This window comes from Aminobacter sp. AP02, assembly GCF_003148805.1.
In the GTDB taxonomy this organism is placed as follows: Bacteria; Pseudomonadota; Alphaproteobacteria; order Rhizobiales; family Rhizobiaceae; genus Aminobacter.
In genome coordinates, this window is sequence record NZ_QGGX01000013.1 from 43,801 (window position 1) to 60,202 (window position 16,402).

The window sequence follows — 16,402 nt, forward strand, 5'->3', positions numbered from 1 at the left end:
CCGATTGCGGATCGGGACAGTACCTGCAGCTTGCGGTGATGGCGGGTTGGTTTAGGAAATTCCCGAACCTTGTACTGGAGCGGGCATGATTCGTCTTATCGGCTATTTCTTCGGCATCGGCACGACGCTTGCGCTGGTCGTTGCGGCGGGCGTGGCGCTCTATCTCGGCCAGCTTACCAAGGAACTTCCTGACTACGAAGTGCTCGCCAAGTACGAGCCGCCGGTGACGACGCGCATCCACGCTTCCGATGGCGCGCTCATGGGCGAGTTCGCGCGCGAGCGCCGGCTCTACCTGCCGATTCAGGCTGTGCCCGATCGCGTCAAGGCGGCTTTCCTGTCGGCTGAAGACAAGAATTTCTACTCGCACCCCGGCATCGACATCATGGGCTTTTCGCGCGCCGCGCTCGCCTATGTCACCGGCGGTCCGACCCAAGGCGGGTCGACCATCACCCAGCAGGTCGCCAAGAACTTCCTGCTTTCCAACGAACAGACGATGGACCGCAAGGCCAAGGAAGCCATCCTCTCGTTCCGTATCGAGCAGGCTTATTCCAAGGACCGCATCCTTGAGCTTTACCTCAACGAAATCTTCTTCGGCCTCGGCGCCTATGGCATTGCCGGCGCGGCGCTGACTTATTTCGACAAGTCGGTGAACGAACTGACGGTAGCCGAAGCCGCCTATCTCGCAGCGCTGCCGAAGGGCCCGTCGAACTATCATCCGTTCAGGTACGCCGACCGCGCCGTCGAGCGGCGCAACTGGGTGATCCAGCAGATGGTCGTCAATGGCTATATTTCGCGCGAAGAGGGCGACAAGGCCAGGGCCGAGCCGCTTGGTGTGACGCCGCGCCGTACTGGCACTTACGTCTTTGCCGGCGAGTATTTCACCGAGGAAGTGCGCCGCGAGCTGATAGCGCGTTATGGCCAGGACGCGCTCTACGAAGGCGGTCTTTCGGTACGTACCACTCTTGACCCGAAGCTGCAGGTCATGGCCCGCAAGGCCATGCAGTCGGGCTTTGAAAAGTATGACCGCTTGCGCGGCTACAGGGGCCCGGTCAAGAACATCGACATCTCGGGCGACTGGGGCACGGCGTTGGGGGCGGTCAAGGCCCTCGGCGACGTTCCCGAATGGCGCCTGGCCGTCGTGCTCGACAGCTCGAAGACCGGGCTCGAGATTGGCCTGCAGCCGAAGCGTGAAGTATCAGGCGCTCTTTCCAAGGATCGCGAGCAGAGTTCCGTGTCCAAGGACGACATGAGCTTTGCCATGCGTTATGTCTCCGACGGCAAGCGCCTCAAGGCAAATTCTCCCGCCGAGGTGCTCAAGCCCGGCGACGTGATCTACGTCGAGAAGAACGAGGGCGGCGCCGGTTACGCGCTTCGCCAGGTTCCGGAAGTGTCTGGCGGCCTGGTTGCCATGGATCCGCACACTGGTCGCGTTCTCGCCATGGTCGGCGGGTTCTCTTTCTCGCAGTCGGAGTTCAATCGAGCGACTCAGGCGATGCGCCAGCCCGGATCGGCATTCAAGCCATTCGTCTATGCCGCAGCGCTCGACAACGGCTATACGCCGGCCTCCGTCATCATGGATGGGCCGATCACCATCCAGTCCGGCAACACCTCCTGGACGCCCAAGAACTATGACGGCAAGGCGGCTGGACCGTCGACCTTGCGCGCCGGCATCGAGCGCTCGCGCAATCTCATGACGGTGCGTCTGGCCAATGACATGGGCATGAAGACGGTTGCCGAATATGCCGAGCGGTTCGGTGTCTACGACAAGCTCGCACCATATCTGCCAATGGCGCTGGGCGCGGGCGAGACCACCGTGATGCGCATGGTTTCGGCCTATGCCGTGATGGCCAACGGCGGCCGCCAGATCAAGCCGTCGCTGATTGACCGGATCCAGGACCGTTACGGCAAGACGGTGTTCAAGCATGACGAGCGCGGCTGCGATGGCTGTGTCGCCACTGAATGGGCCAACCAGCCCGAGCCGGAATTGGTCGACAATTCGGAGCAGGTGCTCGATCCGATGACGGCCTACCAGATCACTTCGATGCTGGAAGGTGTTGTTCAGCGCGGCACGGCAACGACGCTGCTGTCGCTCAATCGTCCGATTGCAGGCAAGACAGGAACGACCAACGACGAGAAGGACGCCTGGTTCGTCGGCTACACGCCCAACCTCGTCGTCGGACTTTACCTGGGCTTCGACAAGCCGCAGGGGCTCGGTAAAGGCACCACCGGCGGTGGCCTCGCGGCGCCGGTGTTCAAGGATTTCATGACCGTCGCGCTCGAAGGCACGCCCAAGGGCGACTTCGCCTTGCCCGAAGGCATGAAGGTTATCTCCATCGACCGCAAGACCGGCATGCAGGCCGCGGAAGGCGCACCGGGCACGATCATGGAAGCGTTCAAGCCTGGCACCGGGCCCGCCGACAGCTACTGGGTCATCGGCATGGGCGAAGACGGTACAAATGGATACGGCGAAGCGTTGTCGCCTCAGGCCAGCAAGGCCATCAGCGAAGGCGGTGGCGGCCTCTATTAGGATCGCAGTCTAGTCGGGCATTCACCGGATCCTCGGGCGAAATGACAAATGCGCGTGGCTTGGCCACGCGCATTTTTGTTTGCGCGATTGCATGTCCTGAGGCTTGCAAATAGCCATGCAGTTATATATCCTAAAAGTTATTTATAGATGTCTGTCCATGGAAGCCTGCCCACCTGCGAGGCAGGAACGACTTTGGAACCTCCGCCGCCCACCCAATTTCCACGAGGAAAAAACGATGCAGAAGATCACCCCGTTCCTTTGGTTCGACAACCAGGCCGAAGAGGCCGTCAATTTCTATGCGTCAGTGTTCAAAAGCGCCAAGATTGGCAAGATGACCCGCTATGGCGAGGCCGGTCCCGGGCCGGCCGGCAGTGTCATGGTGGCCGAGTTCGAACTGGAGGGGCTGCATTTCACGGCCTTGAACGGCGGCCCGATGTTCAAGTTCACAGAAGCGATTTCGATGAGCATCGATTGCAAGGATCAGCCTGATGTCGATCACTTCTGGAACAGGCTCTCGGAAGGCGGTCAGCCTGGCCAGTGCGGTTGGCTGAAGGACAAGTTTGGGCTTTCCTGGCAGGTTATACCCGAAGCCTTGCCGCGGCTGTTGGGTGATCCTGATGCCGCCAAGGCGGGCCGTGTGATGCAGGCGATGCTGCAGATGACCAAGATCGACGTCGCCAAACTCGAAGCCGCATACGCCGGCTAGGCAACTGCTGTGCGGCAAGGTCGGTGGGCGGGGCTTATGGTGCCCGCCCATTTTGCTTTACAGGGAGCAGCCTCATCCCTATGTTCCGCGCGGATTCAACAGCCGCCTTCGGGCGCGAAACAAGCAAAAAGAAGCAATCTCCATGCGCGCGGAAACGCAGAACATCGTCGACGAAATCAGGCAGGCCATAAGCCTGCTGAGGAGGCATCTTTGACTGGGATCAGGCGGTAAAACGGCTTGATTACCTGAACATGCGGGCAGAAGATTCCAACCTCTGGAACGACCCGCAGGAAGCCCAGAAGCTGATGCGCGAGCGCCAATCGCTCGACGACAACATCAAGGCGATAAACGGTCTTGGGCAAGCGCTGGATGACAATATCGGCCTGATCGAGATGGGCGAGGAAGAAGGCGACGCTGACATCATCAGCGAAGCTGAAACCGCCATCCGTTCGTTGGCCGGCGAAATCCGGGCGCGCCAGATCGAGTCGCTGCTGTCGAGCGAAGCCGACCAGAACGACACCTATCTCGAAGTGCACGCGGGTGCAGGCGGTACCGAGAGCCAGGACTGGGCGAACATGCTTTTGCGCATGTACACACGCTGGGCCGAACGTCGCCGCTTCAAGGTCGAAATCCTTGAGGTTCACGATGGCGAAGAGGCCGGCATCAAGTCTGCAACGCTTCTGATCAAGGGCCACAACGCTTATGGCTGGCTGAAAACGGAATCGGGCGTTCACCGCCTGGTCCGCATTTCACCCTATGACAGCAACGCGCGCCGCCACACGTCCTTCTCGAGCATCTGGGTCTATCCGGTGGTCGATGATTCGATCGAAATCGACGTCTCGGAATCGGATGTGCGCATCGACACCTACCGCTCGTCCGGCGCTGGCGGCCAGCACGTCAACACCACCGATTCGGCGGTCCGCATCACGCATATCGCCACCGGCATCGCAGTTGCTTGCCAGGCTGAGCGTTCGCAGCACAAGAACAAGGCCAAGGCTTGGGAAATGCTGCGCTCGCGCCTTTACGAGGAAGAGCTGAAGAAGCGCGAAGCGGCTGCCAACGCGACGGAATCGGCCAAGACCGATATCGGTTGGGGGCATCAGATCCGCTCTTACGTGTTGCAGCCCTATCAGCTGGTCAAGGATCTGCGCACCGGTGTCGAAAGCACGAGCCCGTCCGACGTACTCGACGGCGATCTCGACGACTTCATGGAAGCGTCGCTGTCGCAACGCATCGAGGGTGGCGCAGGGCAGCCTGTCGCCGATCTCGACTAGCAGGATGCTATCCTAGCGCACTTGAACCCGGTCATCAGGTGATGGCCGGGTTGTCTACTCCGGAACATTTTAAGCAACTTTTCGTTAACCGCGCGGGCGCAGGATTCGCTTGGGAGGGTGATCTCAAGGGAAAGCGTCATGCTGCGCCCAGGAAAATCGAGCCCATGCCGATACGCTCTGGCTGTATCCGCACTCGCTCTCATATCGCTTGTCACGCCCCCAGCCCTTTCGCATGACGCCCCCAAGGGGTGGAACTATCCCTTCGCTTGCTGTTCTGGATACGACTGCCGCGAAGTGCCGAAAAAGGCGATTAGCGAGCGTCCGCAGGGCTACGTCATCGAACGCACCGGTGAGATTGTCACCTACCACGACGCGCGCGTCAAAACCTCGCCTGACGGCGAATACCATTGGTGTTCGGTTGGCGGCGCCGAAGACACCAGGACCATCTGCCTGTTCGTGCCGTCAAGATCCTACTAAGCCTGCGGGTAGGGCTTGATTTCGCGGTCGTTCGACGACTTCAAGCGCGGCACGAAAGAGGTTGTAGCGTTCGACAGAAAGAACCTTTGGTAAGAGGCAAAATTTCTCATGCAGCGCGAGCGTGAGTTTGCTCGCTTGTTACTGCCGCCGTTCCGTTTTTCGCCGTATTTCATGCTACAAGGCCGGGGAAGGGCTTTGCGCGGTGCGCCGTTGCGTTTCGCGGGTACTGAGAGGGACATCCTTATATGAAGAAGACAGTGATTTTCGTGCTGGCTGGCAGCATGTTTGTCGGCGCCTGCACGACCGACCCGTATACGGGTCAGCAGAAGGTTTCGAACGCCGCCGCAGGCGCAGGCATCGGCGCGCTGGCTGGTGCAGGCCTCGGCCTGCTCGCTGGCGGCAACGACCGCCGCAATGCGCTGATTGGCGCTGGCGTCGGCGCTTTGGCCGGTGGCCTTGCCGGCGGCTACATGGACAGGCAGGAATCCGAACTGCGCGCCCAGCTTCAGGGCACCGGCGTCAGCGTCACCCGAGCCGGCGACCAGATCATCCTGAACATGCCGTCAAACATCACCTTCGCGACTGATCAGGACGCTGTGAAGTCGGGCTTCTACGGAACCCTCAATTCCGTGGCCCTCGTGCTGAAGAAGTTCAACCAGACCACGGTCGACGTGTTCGGCCACACCGATTCGACCGGTGGCGACCAGCACAATTTCGACCTGTCGCAGCGCCGCGCACTTTCGGTCGCGAACTACCTTGGCGCCCAGGGAGTCGATTCGCGTCGCTTCGCCGTCACTGGCTTCGGTGCGACCCGTCCGATAGCCTCCAACGCAACCGCCGAAGGCCGCGCGCAGAACCGCCGCGTCGAAATCCAGCTGTCGCCGCTCACCTGAGCCGCGCAGGCAAGAGATCCAAGGAAAACGGCCCCGAAAGGGGCCGTTTTTCGTTCAAGCGCCACGAAGATACTAATCGATCCGGAATACGCGCCGCTGCTTGTTCAGTTTTCCCGGCCGCCAAAAGAAAAGCGGCCCACGAATGGACCGCTTTTCACTCATGAAGCGCTTGGCATTCAGATGTTTGTCGAAATCAGCATGAAGGCCGGCAGGTCGTCGCCAAAGCCAACCGTGCGGTCGTCGTCTTCCTCGCGATCGCGATTGTTGCGGCGGTGGCCGCGATTGTCGTCACGGCGCGGCTTGTCTTCTTGCTCGCGTGGCTTGCGGTCGGCGTTGCCGTTCCGGATCGCTTCCTTGCGCACGCGGCGCTCGTCGATGTCGGACACGACGTTGTCGACGGGAGCTTCGGTTGCGGAAGCGGCGGTCTCGACGACCGGCGCTTCTTCACGCGGCTTGCGGTCGCGCTCGCGACCATGCCTGTCCTTGCCGGCGCGGCGCGGCGCACCGCGGCCACGGCGCGGAGCCTCGTCTTCGCCTTCACTGGCAACGACGGTCGACAGGTCGCCATCGTGCCATTCGACCGGCAGGCCGGTCAGCCGCTCGATGGCGTCGACATATTTGGTGTCGGACTTGGTGACGATGGTGAAGGCTTTGCCGAGGCGTCCGGCACGGCCGGTGCGGCCGATGCGGTGGACATAATCTTCCGCATGAATCGGAACATCATAGTTGAAGACGTGACTTACTTCGGGAATGTCGAGGCCGCGCGCTGCGACGTCGGAGGCGACGAGCAGCTTCAGTTTGCCGTCGCGGAAGCCCGCGAGCATCGCCATGCGGGCGCGCTGGTCCATGTCGCCATGAAGTGCGCCTGCGTCGAAGTCGTGCTTGACCAGCGAGCGGAACAGTTCGGAAACGTCGACCTTGCGGTTGCAGAAGATGATGGCGTTCTTGATCGCATCGCCTTCGGCATTGATCAGCTTGCGCAGCGTTTCGCGCTTGTCCCAAGGCTTGGGGCCGGACTTGACGAGGCGCTGCGTGATGTTGGTGCTGGTCGACGCTGCCTTGGAGACCTCGACGCGAACCGGCGCATGCAGAAACTGCTCGGTCAGCTTGGTGATCTCGGGCGGCATTGTCGCCGAGAAGAACAGCGTCTGACGCGTGAACGGGATCAGCTTGCAGATGCGTTCGATGTCGGGAATGAATCCCATGTCGAGCATGCGGTCGGCTTCGTCGATGACCAGGATCTCGACCCCGGTGAGCAGAAGCTTGCCGCGTTCGAAATGGTCGAGCATGCGGCCGGGCGTGGCGATCAAGACGTCGGCGCCGCGCTCAAGCTTCTTTTCCTGCTCGTCGAACGACACGCCGCCGATCAGAAGCGCGATGTTGAGACGGTGGTTCTTGCCGTATTTGACGAAGTTCTCTTCGACCTGGGCAGCGAGTTCGCGCGTCGGTTCGAGGATCAGCGTGCGCGGCATGCGCGCCCTGGCACGGCCTTTTTCGAGGCGTGTCAGCATAGGCAGCACGAAGGATGCCGTCTTGCCGGTACCTGTCTGAGCGATGCCGAGTACGTCCTTGCCCTGCAGCGCGTGCGGAATCGCACCTGCCTGGATCGGCGTAGGCTGCGTGTAGCCGGCGTCGGTGACTGCGGAAAGGACCTTCGGCGAAAGGCCGAGGTCTGCGAAGGTCAACGCTTCTGGAGCGGTCTGAGTGTCTTCGGACAAGTTTGTTGGCTGTCTTTGCTCGTTCAAGGGCGCGGCGCTTTGACCACGACAGGCGCAACTCGCCTGCAATATGCCGCAACGCGATAGGCGTAAGTGCGCGAATTGTCAACTCAAACTGGCAGCCGAACAGCTATTGCGTCTGTTTACTTCAAGCTTTGGCCTAATGTTCAGTATTTGAATTGCTCCGCCAGGATACGCTCGCTCCAGGAATGACCGGGATCGAACAGCAAGGTTGCGGTGTGCATCGCGGATTCCCTGACTTCCACGGAGACCACCGACTTGACTTCGGTATGGTCGGCGACTGCGTTTACCGGGCGTTTGGGCTCTTCCAGAATGTCGAAGCGAACAACGGCGGTCTTCGGTAGCAGGGCTCCACGCCAGCGCCGTGGCCTAAAAGGACTGACTGGGGTTAGTGCCAGCAGTGGCGCGTCGAGCGGCAGGATCGGGCCGTGGGCCGACAAGTTGTAGGCCGTGGATCCGGCGGGTGTTGCCACCATCACGCCGTCGCAGATCAGCTCTTCGAGCCTGACCTTGCCGTCGACCGAGATCCGTAACCGCGCCGCCTGGTAGGATTGGCGCAACAGCGAGACTTCGTTGATGGCAAGCGCCTGCCTGGTTTCGCCGGTACTATCGAGCGTTTCCATTTCAAGCGGACGGATAGTCTCGGCGACGGCGGCGGCAAGGCGCGCGGGGAGGGCGTGTTCATGATACTCGTTCATCAGGAACCCGACTGTACCGCGGTTCATGCCATAGACACGCTTGCCGGTGCTCATGGTTTCGCGCAACGTCTGCAAAAGGAAGCCGTCGCCGCCAAGCGCCACGATGATGTCGGCCTGATCGTAAGGCATCTGTCCATAGCGCTTGGAAAGGCGCTCGGCGGCGGCGTCTGCTTCAGCCGTGCCCGACGATGCGAGCGAAAATGTCAGCGATTTGGCGTCCATGTGCTCCCTACAGGCGGTCCGAACGCCGATGTCGTCCGCCGGCAACGGGGTAGCATGCTGATTTGGCGAAGCAAAGGGAGCGAGTGTCGGCTGGCGTCGTGGCCGAACGTTATCCGTCCTGCGCCTGCACGCTGGCAGAGAGATCAGCCCAGACCAGTAGCGTGGCGCAGATAAAAGGCGAGGGCGATGAAGCCGATGAAAGCGGCGATGCCGGTCCAATCGATCCGCGCTTCCTTGATCTGGTGAAACAGCTTGAGCAACAGCAGCCAAGCGACGATCACCACCACGGCAACAACCACGACCCTGAGCATGTACCACCTCCGGCGCAGGGCATGTTCGACCCGCGAGCGACATGTAGTGAGTGGGGATGCGCTGTTTTAGGCCTCTCAGGCAACGTTGCCTGGGGATGCATCATTGCTCGCTCGAAATTGTCTTTACTGCGCCGCAAAATGTGCTAACCGGAGCGAATTGCCCTTGTAGCTCAGCTGGTAGAGCAGCGGTTTTGTAAACCGAAGGTCGCGGGTTCGATTCCTGCCGGGGGCACCACTCACCCTATCAAGCAAGTCCAGAAGCGTCTACAGTATGGCGGATTTCTGGGCTTCTTAGCGTGCCAGTAGTCTATGGCTGTCCAACCGGGTCCCGTTGCATCTAACGAATTTGCGGGTATCACTGGGGGTATCGCGATACCCCCAGATGAGGCGATACCCCCAAATGCCACTTACCGACGCAGCGATTAGACATCTAAAGCCCGGTCCCAAATCCCACAAAGTAGCCGATAGTGCTGGTCTTTTTCTGTTTGTTACCGAGAGCGGCAGCAAGCTATGGCGCATGCGCTATCGCTTCGGTGGCAAGGAGAAGGTTCTCTCGTTCGGATCATATCCTGAGGTCTCGCTCGCGGAGGCAAGAGAAAAGCGAGATGATGCTCGACGCCTTCTCCGCGAGGGTACCGACCCCAGCGAGCAAAAGCGTATCGAGAAGCTGACCAGCGCCTTGAGCCGCGAGAACACTTTTGGCGCCATCGCCGAGGAGTATGTGCTCCTGCTCAAGCGGAAAAGTCGAGCTCAGGCCACGATCAACAAAGTTGAGTGGCTTCTGGACTTTGCTCGGCCGGCTCTTGGCAAGCGACCAGTTCGCGAGATCATGGCGCCTGAAATCCTGGCCGTTCTGCGTCATATTGAAAAGCGTGGCCGTCTGGAAACGGCCCACCGGCTTCGAAGCACTATTGGCGCGGTCTTTCGCTTTGCAATCGCCAGTGGCCTTGCCGACGCTGATCCGTCGCAGGCGCTGCGCGGCGCCGTGGCGCCGCCCACCGTTCGCCATCACGCGGCATTGACCTCGGCAAAGGAGGTTGGCGCGCTTCTGCGCGCCATTCGGGGATATGACGGTAGCCCCGAGGTCCGCATCGCACTCGAACTTGCCGCAGTCCTTTTTCCTCGACCCGGGGAGCTTCGCCAGGCCGAATGGCGGGAGATCGACTTCGATGGGAAGGTTTGGACCGTCCCCGCCGAGCGCATGAAAATGCGCGAGGAACATAGAGTTCCATTGCCGGCCCAATCTATTGCGCTCCTGCGCGAGCTCTATGCCATCTCTGGCCGAGGCAAGCTCTTGTTTCCATCCGTGCGATCTGGCACCCGGCCGATCAGCGACGGCACCATGAACGCCGCCCTGCGCCGGCTCGCGTACACCTCCGATCAGATGACGGCCCACGGCTTCCGCAGCACCGCCAGCACGCTTTTGAATGAAAGTGGCAAATGGTCGACCGACGCGATCGAGCGGCAACTTGCACATCAGGACGGCAACGAAATCAGGCGCATCTACCAGCGTGGCGCGTTCTGGCCGGAACGGGTAGAGATGATGGGCTGGTGGGCCGACTATCTCGACACGCTGAGGAAGGGTGCTGAGATCGTGCCGTTCGAGGCACGGCGATGAGTGGGCGGTTGGGCAGCATCGTCGATGTGAATTGGCTCCATCTCGACACGTCTATCGAGCAGGCGCGCAGCCGCATCGACGGCCGGGAATACCCGGTCGCACCACTGTCGGCCGATCAGGTGACGGAGTTGGCGGGTGCGCTCGATATTGCTGTCGATACACGCATGGCATGGGCGCTCAACGATGCAGTCCGCGCCTCGGTACGCAATCTCGCGGCATTCTTCGATACCCCCGATGCAGAAACCACGGCGAGATATGAACGCCAGCGCGGTGATGAATTTGCGCGGTTCGCGAACGATCCTGCGCGCACAATTCTCTCGACCGCCCACAATCCCGGCGCGCAAGCAGCTCATGATCTCCTACGCGAACTCGCCGATCACCACGGTTACGATCCTGCGACTACCGTTGGCGCGTCGGCAATCGGTGACCTTGCGGCGGCTCTCCTTCGGGAAAAGCCGCCGCGCGCAGATTTTCGTTTAGTGCAGGGCGAGGCGCAGCTATTTGACGACATCACTGGCTTTATCGCTGCAATTGCACCGGAACGGCTCGACGAGCTTCCGTCAAATGAGCATCGCGGAAAAGAGACACCAGCCATCGTGTTCGTGGCCGAGTTTTTCATAAAGGTCGCCGACCGTGTACGCGCGTCGTTTCCGCAGGATGGACAAGTGCAGGAGCGGCTCGACAAGCTCAAGATTAAGACGCCTGGGGGCATTCTTGATGGCCTTCGCACTGCCCGGAAACGGAACAGGGAGCAACAGGAATTGGCAGCCCGAGGGGCAAACCCATAGAGGCGGCGATTTTCAGCGGTTTTGCGCAAAAAATGCCCGCCTATGTGATTTAGGCAGTCCACGGCAGGTTCACGGCATCCATCAATAAGGGTGCCGACATGACAAATCACCTTCGATCAATCAAAGAAACCGCAGCCGCCCTTGGCATCAGCCGGTCGAAACTGTTCCTCGAAATCAAGGCCGGCAAGATTGCTGTTAGGAAGATCGGGTCGCGCACTCTGATCTCCGACAGCGAGATTGCGCGCTATCTCGGAACGCTCCCAGAAATCCGGCGGGGGAGGGCAGCGTGATGGCCGCCTCGCTCTTAGACAAATGGCAGGCCATGGAGGCCGTTACGGCCTCCGAACTGCCACCGGCCGCGAAGCTCGTCTTCTTTCGGCTTCTGGCCCACATGAACACAAAAACGGGGCGCTGTGATCCATCGTATCAGACCCTTGCCGGAGGCACGTCGATAACCAGGCGCGGCGTCATCGATATGGTCAAGGTGCTCGAAAATGACGGCTTGCTGACGGTCGAGCGATCTTCGGGTGGCGCGCCCGGCTCGGGATATTCGGTCAATCGATACCTGATCCACCTTCCCCGCAGGAGTGAAGAAAACGGCACCGGTGAGGTGAACAGCGTTCACCATGGGAGTGTGGAAAACTTCACTAGGGGTAGTGAAGAATACGGCACTCCCCCTAGTGAAGAAAACAGCGTGGGAGGGGTGAAGAAATCCGCACTCAAATACGGGAATAGAACACGGGAAGGTGAATACAGGAAATTAAACACGGGAAATGAACACTCTCCGCGAGAGCGGGGTTTTGGTCGCGGATCAATCGAAGAAGGACCGGACATAGACGGTTCCTTCCCTGTCTTTTGGAAGCACTATCCACGCCGAGTGAATGAGCCGAAAGCTCGCGCTGCCTATGTGCTGGCGATCCGGTCAGGTGCTGATCCGGACGTGATCTTGCAAGGATGTATGAGATATGCAGCCGACCGATCCGGTCAGGAAGCGCGGTTCACCGCACACGCAGCGACATGGCTCGCCAATCGGCGGTGGGAAGACGAGGCACCGCGCGCAGGCGCGGCACCGATCATCGACGAGAGTGGAAAGGTGATTGAGTTCTCGGCGGCCCGCCAGCCGCAGAGGGAAACAGAATTGGAGCGCATCGCACGCATCTGCGGTCTGCGGGGGGTTGCATCATGAGCACCGAGATCACCGTTGCCGACCAAGTAAGGACGGCCCTCACTGAGTTTTCGACAGGCCGCGAGATCGCTGATCATATGCTCCCAGTAGCAAAGGCTCGTATTGCCTTTGCACGCGATGTTGCGAAATCGAGCAAATTTTCCCGAAAGTCAGGGCGCTCGCGGAAAGAAGTTGCGAAGCTAATTCGAGCCGAGTTTCCCACGAAAAAAGAACTCACTACCGAATTTTGGTTTTGCGACGAGGCATTGAGGGCGCCGATCAACGAGCGTGTCATTCAAGAAGCTTGCTTCCACCTCGCTGCTGTCATGGCCAACGGGAGCAAGGCGATCAACGCGATGAAGGTGCAGGTGTTGATTTCCGAACTCATGGCCGGTGACATCGAGGGCACTGAGGCCGCCGGATATAGTCTGCATTTCGGTCCAGCCCATGTGCTTTACGCGATCCGCGAGATTGTCCGCAGAGATGACTTCTTCCCATCTGTGGCCACAGTGCTCGCAGAATGCCGCAAGGCGCGAAATCTTCTGCTCGGTCATCGGCATGCTGCAGGTGAACTTTTGACGCGCATTCAGTGGGCGAACGATGAGCTCGATCCGGCCGGCCCACTTGCAGGTCCGAGCAATGACTGATGACCGCGACCGCGATGTGATTGACAAGGCTATTGCTGCCCTTGAACATGCCCGCAGCGCACTGATTGCGCTGCGGGGCGGCGTTCCGGTCGAGCTTGCTGGCGATGACGCGTGGCCGCCGGCCGATATCGTCATCACCGGCCCCGATTGGACGAGCGTCAAGGGAGCCGTTCACGAAAGCGGATGGTCCGAGACTACGATCCGCAAGTATCGCCGCATCATTGGTGTCTACCGCTTCGGCCAGTGGTACATAAATCGGCCGCGCCTCGCTCTCCTCCTTCCGAAGCCGCGCATTACATCGCAATAGGTCGCACCAAACGGCGATAGTCCCCACCGACACCTGCAACGAATAGCCTCCTGTGGAACTCAGGAGGCTATTCCATCGTGCTCCCCACATTTCCAGACGCCACCCTTGCCCGCCTGCCGGAAGCGAGCCGCGAAAAGGCTATCACTCTCGACCATGCTCGCCAGGCCGCACATGCGGCCTTGGCTGCTGTGAACGTCAGGCTACGCGAGGCATTCACCCGCCACGACGCGATGTCGAACGCCATTGAGGCACAGCTTTCCGAAATGCCGGCAGATCGCCGTTATGCCGATGAGATCGAAGCTGCGAGAGCGCCGCTGAAAATCGTCGAAGCTGAAATTTCTCGCCTCAAAGCCGAGGTCGGCCGCGCCGAGCGTGAGTTCCAGTCGCACGACTGCCTTGATCGGGCCGCCAAGTGGCTAGCCGAGGCGCCGCAGCTACAGCGCCCGTTCAAGCACAGGTCGCCACCGGTGGTGAAGGCTGGCGCGGATCACCGGAAGCTGGTCGAGCAAGCCCGTACCCGCATCGACGAGGTCACGGGACAGATCGAGGCCGTGGAGCTTGCCCCGGCGCCGGCGGACGACCTGCGAGCACAGATCACCTACGAAGTTGACCGGCTGGCCGAGGCAGGCTGCCCGGCCATAGATCACCGCGATCCTGGCAGCATCGGCGCTGCGCTCATCCGCGCCGCGCGGACCGACACTTTTGTGTTGTGGCTCAACCGCGACGCCCTCGTCGCCAAGCTCACCGCCGAGATCAAAGACGCCGCCAACGCGATGTCCGTGGCCGCCAAAGAGGCCGCCATAGCCGACCTCATTGCCGAACGCCTGACGATTGAGCGGGACGAAGAAGCAACCATCGCCGCCGCCCACGTGGCTGGAACCATCATCACCCGCCGATGCGGCGCCGATGCGCGCGCACTGCTCGAACTCGCTTAGGAGCACCAAAAATGTCCATGCTCGACATCTTCAACAACAACGCATTCAGCGTCACCTCGCTGACCGATGCGATCAAATCGCAGCGCGTGTATTCCGGCCGCCTCGGCGAGCTTGGCCTATTCGCTTCGACTTCCGTCACAACCCTGACCATCGCGATCGAACGCATCGGCGACACCATCCAGCTCGTTGCTCCTTCGCCTCGCGGCGCACCCGGCGAGACGAGAGACATGCCAAAACGGTCCATCTCGAACCTCTCCATCCCCCATTTCCAGCGTAGTTGGTCGGTCATGGCGGATGAGGTGCAGGGCGTCCGTGAGTTTGGTTCCGAGAGTGCGATGAAGACCGTGCAGGGCCTCGTCGCGGAAAAGATTAGGGTCAATATTGCCGATCTCGACCTGACCGACGAATATGCCCGCCTGGGCGCCATTCAGGGCATCGTCACTTACAAGGGCGGACTGAAGCTGAACTTGTTCAGCGAATTCGGAATGGCTCAGCCCGACGAGCTCGATTTTGACCTCGATGCCGCCAACCCATCGGATGGTATCCTCCGCAAGAAGTGTTCGGCCGTCATCCGAGATGTCCGCAAAGAACTCGGCGGCGTTTCATTTGAAAGCCTTCATGCTTTTGTTGGCGACAATTTCTTCGATGACCTGCTCTGCCATCGGGAAGTGCGCGAGACGTACAAGGGATGGGGCGAGGCGCAAATCCTGCGCGAGAGCTACATCGGCAAGAACCGCTCGTCGAACCCGATGTTCGAGTTCGGCGGCATCGTGTGGGAAAACTATGGCGCGATCGACGACACCGGTGACGGCGCACTAATCGGCATCGACACCAATTCGGCGAAGTTTGTGCCAGTCGGCGTCCCGGGCCTGTTTAGGACGTACCACGCGCCTGCTGACTACATGGAAACCGTCAACACGCCCGGTCAGCGTCTTTACGCCATGCAGTGGCCGATGCCCAACGGCAAGGGCGTTCACGGCGAGACGCAGACCAACACCCTGCATATCGCGACCCGTCCGAGCGCCCTGATGCGCGCCAAGCGCACCTGATCCGGGAGCCCCCCATGTCCCGCAGTTTTCTCGCCGCGATCCGAAGCGCTGTCGCTTCGGACGATCCCCAAAATCATTCTCACGCCCCAAGGGGGCAAGCACAGGAGACCGTCATGTCTGAAGATCCGAACAAGCCCGGTCAGGCTTCCATCGCTGCCGCACGAGCGGAGGGCGAGGCCGCTGGCCGCAAGGCGGTAAAGGAACGGTTCGCCTCGATCGCCGGTGATGAGAAACTCAGGAGTGACGCGCGTTTGATGGGCGCCGCACTCGATCTTGCGGCCAAGAACGACAGCATGTCGGGCGACGATGTTGTCGCTTTCGTCACCGCAAATGTCGCCCCCACACCGAAACAATCGCTATCCGCCGCAGCGCTTGCCAACCGCATCGCCGCTGATGGTTCCGATCCACTCGGCAGCTTTGGCGGGTCGCCGTTCCCGGTTGCCAGCGCAGAAAGCACCGGGTGGGCTGACGCCTTCGCACGCGCGGGAGGAAGCCAGGGATCGGTGCGATGACCGCTCGCGTCATCCTCGACCGTAAGGCGCGGCTGCTCCGCAACGATCTGCGCAAGCTAGCCGCCAGGCAGGCCATTCCGCACGCTGGTCGCGCCTTCCCGGCATCGCGCACCGATCCGACCCTCTCCACCGGCAATCGCAAGCCCGGCCGCTTCGGCGGGCCATTTTTAAAGGACCGACCATGACGACCGTGACGCTGTCAAAGCCAATCTCCCATGGCGACAAGGAAATCACCTCGTTGACCTTCCACGAGCCAACAGTTGGCGACCTCATCGCCGGCGAAACAGTCGGCGGCGCGAGTAAAACTGGACAGGTTGCCGCCACCCTCGCGGCCATGGCTGACATTCCCTATCCGGTTTTCAAGACCATCTCGGCGCGCGACTTCATACGGATCGACCGAGACACAAAGGACTTGGTGGGAAACGTGGAACAGGATGGCACGAAGTAGCCATCCACATCGCCCGCGAAACCTGCACACCGCGCAACATCGTCGCCGACTACACGCCGGATTTTGCCCTCGCGGAGCTTGATGCG

The 16,402-nt window shown here is 60.6% G+C and carries 19 protein-coding genes and 1 tRNA gene; 17 read left to right on the plus strand and 3 right to left on the minus strand.

All coding sequences use genetic code 11. The annotated features are described in order from the left end of the window. The first annotated feature begins 85 nt into the window (after positions 1–85). The 5 genes from C8K44_RS17265 (at position 86) to C8K44_RS17285 (ending at position 5,877) form a co-directional block, all read left to right on the plus strand. A complete protein-coding gene (locus C8K44_RS17265; protein ID WP_109577050.1) occupies positions 86–2,527 on the plus strand; it encodes a penicillin-binding protein 1A in 2,442 nt (813 codons plus the stop codon). Positions 2,528–2,762: 235 nt separating this feature from the next. Next, a complete protein-coding gene (locus tag C8K44_RS17270; RefSeq protein WP_109577051.1) occupies positions 2,763–3,233 on the plus strand; it encodes a VOC family protein in 471 nt (156 codons plus the stop codon). Positions 3,234–3,375: 142 nt separating this feature from the next. After that, positions 3,376–4,507 (plus strand): peptide chain release factor 2 gene (prfB, locus tag C8K44_RS17275; RefSeq protein ID WP_109577052.1). Its coding sequence is split into 2 segments (ribosomal slippage): positions 3,376–3,441 and positions 3,443–4,507, totalling 1,131 coding nucleotides; the frame shifts between segments, so codons are not numbered across the junction. A 138-nt stretch (positions 4,508–4,645) separates the two neighbouring features. Beyond that, positions 4,646–4,984, plus strand: coding sequence for a hypothetical protein (locus C8K44_RS17280; protein ID WP_245417523.1), 339 nt, complete (start codon positions 4,646–4,648; stop codon positions 4,982–4,984). A 245-nt stretch (positions 4,985–5,229) separates the two neighbouring features. After that, on the plus strand, positions 5,230–5,877 hold the full coding sequence (locus tag C8K44_RS17285; protein ID WP_109577053.1) for an OmpA family protein: 648 nt from the start codon (positions 5,230–5,232) through the stop codon (positions 5,875–5,877). 176 nt (positions 5,878–6,053) lie between these two features. Here C8K44_RS17285 and C8K44_RS17290 read toward each other — a convergent pair whose 3' ends face one another. From C8K44_RS17290 to C8K44_RS27735, 3 genes are all read right to left on the minus strand, one after another. After that, positions 6,054–7,595, minus strand: coding sequence for a DEAD/DEAH box helicase (locus C8K44_RS17290; RefSeq protein ID WP_199227126.1), 1,542 nt, complete (start codon positions 7,593–7,595; stop codon positions 6,054–6,056). A gap of 167 nt (positions 7,596–7,762) precedes the next feature. Next, positions 7,763–8,536 (minus strand): NAD kinase, encoded by a 774-nt coding sequence (locus tag C8K44_RS17295; protein WP_109577055.1) that lies wholly within the window; start codon positions 8,534–8,536, stop codon positions 7,763–7,765. Between the two features lie 143 nt (positions 8,537–8,679). Next, positions 8,680–8,847, minus strand: a complete 168-nt coding sequence (locus tag C8K44_RS27735; RefSeq protein ID WP_199227127.1) for a hypothetical protein — start codon at positions 8,845–8,847, stop codon at positions 8,680–8,682. A 159-nt stretch (positions 8,848–9,006) separates the two neighbouring features. Here C8K44_RS27735 and C8K44_RS17300 point away from each other — a divergent pair. The 12 genes from C8K44_RS17300 (at position 9,007) to C8K44_RS17355 (ending at position 16,316) form a co-directional block, all read left to right on the plus strand. Further along, positions 9,007–9,082: transfer RNA gene (locus C8K44_RS17300), tRNA-Thr, on the plus strand. A gap of 165 nt (positions 9,083–9,247) precedes the next feature. Continuing rightward, positions 9,248–10,465, plus strand: coding sequence for an integrase arm-type DNA-binding domain-containing protein (locus C8K44_RS17305; protein ID WP_109577056.1), 1,218 nt, complete (start codon positions 9,248–9,250; stop codon positions 10,463–10,465). An 8-nt stretch (positions 10,466–10,473) separates the two neighbouring features. After that, positions 10,474–11,253 (plus strand): hypothetical protein, encoded by a 780-nt coding sequence (locus C8K44_RS17310; protein WP_109577057.1) that lies wholly within the window; start codon positions 10,474–10,476, stop codon positions 11,251–11,253. Between the two features lie 98 nt (positions 11,254–11,351). Then, entirely contained in the window at positions 11,352–11,543 is a 192-nt protein-coding gene (locus tag C8K44_RS17315; RefSeq protein WP_109577058.1) for a helix-turn-helix domain-containing protein, read from the plus strand. After that, positions 11,543–12,439 carry a helix-turn-helix domain-containing protein gene (locus C8K44_RS17320; protein WP_109577059.1) on the plus strand — a complete coding sequence of 299 codons (897 nt, stop codon included), beginning with the start codon at positions 11,543–11,545 and terminating at the stop codon, positions 12,437–12,439. The genes C8K44_RS17315 and C8K44_RS17320 overlap by 1 nt, the downstream gene beginning before the upstream one ends. Continuing rightward, positions 12,436–13,065: a hypothetical protein gene (locus C8K44_RS27325; RefSeq protein WP_146203953.1), complete on the plus strand. Its 630-nt coding sequence runs from the start codon at positions 12,436–12,438 to the stop codon at positions 13,063–13,065. Before C8K44_RS17320 ends, C8K44_RS27325 begins: the two co-directional genes overlap by 4 nt. Continuing rightward, positions 13,058–13,372, plus strand: a complete 315-nt coding sequence (locus C8K44_RS17330; protein WP_109577061.1) for a hypothetical protein — start codon at positions 13,058–13,060, stop codon at positions 13,370–13,372. The genes C8K44_RS27325 and C8K44_RS17330 overlap by 8 nt, the downstream gene beginning before the upstream one ends. 179 nt (positions 13,373–13,551) lie before the next feature. Next, complete coding sequence (locus C8K44_RS17335; RefSeq protein WP_146203954.1) at positions 13,552–14,307, plus strand: hypothetical protein; 756 nt, start codon at positions 13,552–13,554, stop codon at positions 14,305–14,307. A gap of 11 nt (positions 14,308–14,318) precedes the next feature. Beyond that, a complete protein-coding gene (locus C8K44_RS17340; protein ID WP_245417524.1) occupies positions 14,319–15,356 on the plus strand; it encodes a major capsid protein in 1,038 nt (345 codons plus the stop codon). A gap of 113 nt (positions 15,357–15,469) precedes the next feature. Further along, a complete protein-coding gene (locus tag C8K44_RS17345; protein WP_109577064.1) occupies positions 15,470–15,868 on the plus strand; it encodes a hypothetical protein in 399 nt (132 codons plus the stop codon). Further along, positions 15,865–16,053 (plus strand): hypothetical protein, encoded by a 189-nt coding sequence (locus C8K44_RS17350; protein WP_109577065.1) that lies wholly within the window; start codon positions 15,865–15,867, stop codon positions 16,051–16,053. The genes C8K44_RS17345 and C8K44_RS17350 overlap by 4 nt, the downstream gene beginning before the upstream one ends. Beyond that, positions 16,050–16,316: a phage tail assembly protein gene (locus tag C8K44_RS17355; RefSeq protein ID WP_109577066.1), complete on the plus strand. Its 267-nt coding sequence runs from the start codon at positions 16,050–16,052 to the stop codon at positions 16,314–16,316. The genes C8K44_RS17350 and C8K44_RS17355 overlap by 4 nt, the downstream gene beginning before the upstream one ends. The last annotated feature ends 86 nt before the right edge of the window (positions 16,317–16,402 follow it).